The organism is Streptomyces katrae (assembly GCF_000966975.1).
GTDB classification, from domain to species: domain Bacteria; phylum Actinomycetota; class Actinomycetes; order Streptomycetales; family Streptomycetaceae; genus Streptomyces; species Streptomyces katrae.
Genome location: NZ_JZWV01001482.1, coordinates 1 through 1,542 on the forward strand (window position 1 = coordinate 1; position 1,542 = coordinate 1,542).

Consider the following 1,542-nt stretch of genomic DNA (forward strand, 5'->3'; position numbering starts at 1 on the left):
GGCATGGACGGGGCTTCCTTTCAGGGGTGGTGCGCGGGGTTCAGACGCCGGGGTCCGGGGTGACTGGTTCGCTCACCCCGGCCCGGACGGCCTCCAGCTGCGCGGCGAAGGCCAGGCCGAGGAAGAGGGCGGTCGAGGTCAGGTAGGACCACAGCAGCAGGGAGACGAAGGCGCTGAGGGGCCCGTACACGGTGGTGAAGGAGCCGCCGTCGCCGACGTAGAGGCTCAGTCCCCACGTCGCCAGCAACCACAGTGTCAGGTACACGCCCGCGCCGAAGGCCAGCCACGTGTAACCGGGCTGCCGGCGGCGCGGGGCGAGGCGGAAGATCGCGCTGGTGGCGAGGAGGGCCAGCAGGACGCCCACGGGCCAGCGCAGCAGGTCCCAGGTGTGGACCGGGCCCGGGCCGAGGTGGTACACCTCCGCCACGGCGCGGCTGAGGTGGGCGCCGAGGACGGTGACGCAGAAGCTGAGCCCGAGGGGCAGACCGGCCAGCACGGACATGACCAGCCCGCGGGCGTACTTGTGGAGGAACGGACGGTCGCGTTCGTTCCCGTAGATGCGGTTGGCTCCCCGCTCCACCTGGCACAGGGCGGTGGTCACGTTCACGACGGAGAACAGCAGGCCGAACCAGAGCGCGGCCTGGCTGCCCTCCCCGGACCGCTGTCTGCTCTGTGCCAGGGCCTCGTCCACGACGTCCCGGCTCGGGCCGCCGGCCAGCCTGCGGATCGTCAGTTCCGCTATCCGGCCGACGGCTTCCGTGTGCAGGGCTCCGGACAGCCCGATGAGCGCGATGGCGAGCGGGACGATGGCCAGGACCGTCTGGAGGGCCAGCGCCCTGGAGTGGCTGAAGCCGTCGGCGTAGCGGAAGCGGATGAAGGAGTCCCGTACGAGGCTCCAGCCGCCGTGGCGGCGCAGCGCGGCGACGGCCTCCTCGGCGGACAGTTCCTCGCCCTCGACGGCGCGTGCTGCGGATGCCACCGCCGGGTCCTGGCGCTGCGGTACGCGGGTCGCGGTGCCCAAGTCCGTCACCCCCTGTCCAAGTCGGGTACCCGGGGAACCGGTTCGCCCGCCGGGGTCGTGCGCGGGCGGACGGTACGCTCCGCCGGAGCGTCATCCGGGGCGCGCGGGGGGAGCCAGATCCGCAGGGCGCCCGGTTCCACCTCCGCGGTCAGCCGGGTGGCGGCGGACATCACGTCGCCGTCGAGCTCGTAGGGCTGGGGCCGGCCGAAGCGGATGTCGACGCGCTCGGCGCTGAAGTACTCCAGCGCCCCGCCGGCGACCGGCCCCCGGCCGTGGGCGGGGGCGGGCTGCGCGGGTACGGTCCGGCCGGGGTTGGGGCAGGCGGGGGCGGGCCTGGCGCCGGGCAGCATGCGCGCCACGAGGTGGCCCGCCGCCGCGAGCCAGCCCCGGACGCCGCGCGGGTCGAGCAGCACCACCTCCAGCCGGCCGCTGTCGGCGTGGGCGTCCGGTAGCAGCGGGAGCCCGCCCTGCAGCGCACCGACGTTGCCGACGACGACCATGCGCGCGAGGCGCTCCCGTAC

Annotated in this window: 2 protein-coding genes; both read right to left on the minus strand. The window is 74.6% G+C overall.

Annotated features, from left to right (window positions below; genetic code table 11):
- Positions 1-40: 40 nt before the first annotated feature.
- Positions 41-1,021 carry a YihY/virulence factor BrkB family protein gene (locus VR44_RS38520; RefSeq protein ID WP_045952338.1) on the minus strand — a complete coding sequence of 327 codons (981 nt, stop codon included), beginning with the start codon at positions 1,019-1,021 and terminating at the stop codon, positions 41-43.
- A 5-nt stretch (positions 1,022-1,026) separates the two neighbouring features.
- The coding region (locus VR44_RS48665; RefSeq protein ID WP_045952339.1) for a diacylglycerol/lipid kinase family protein at positions 1,027-1,542 on the minus strand (516 nt) is incomplete at its 5' end.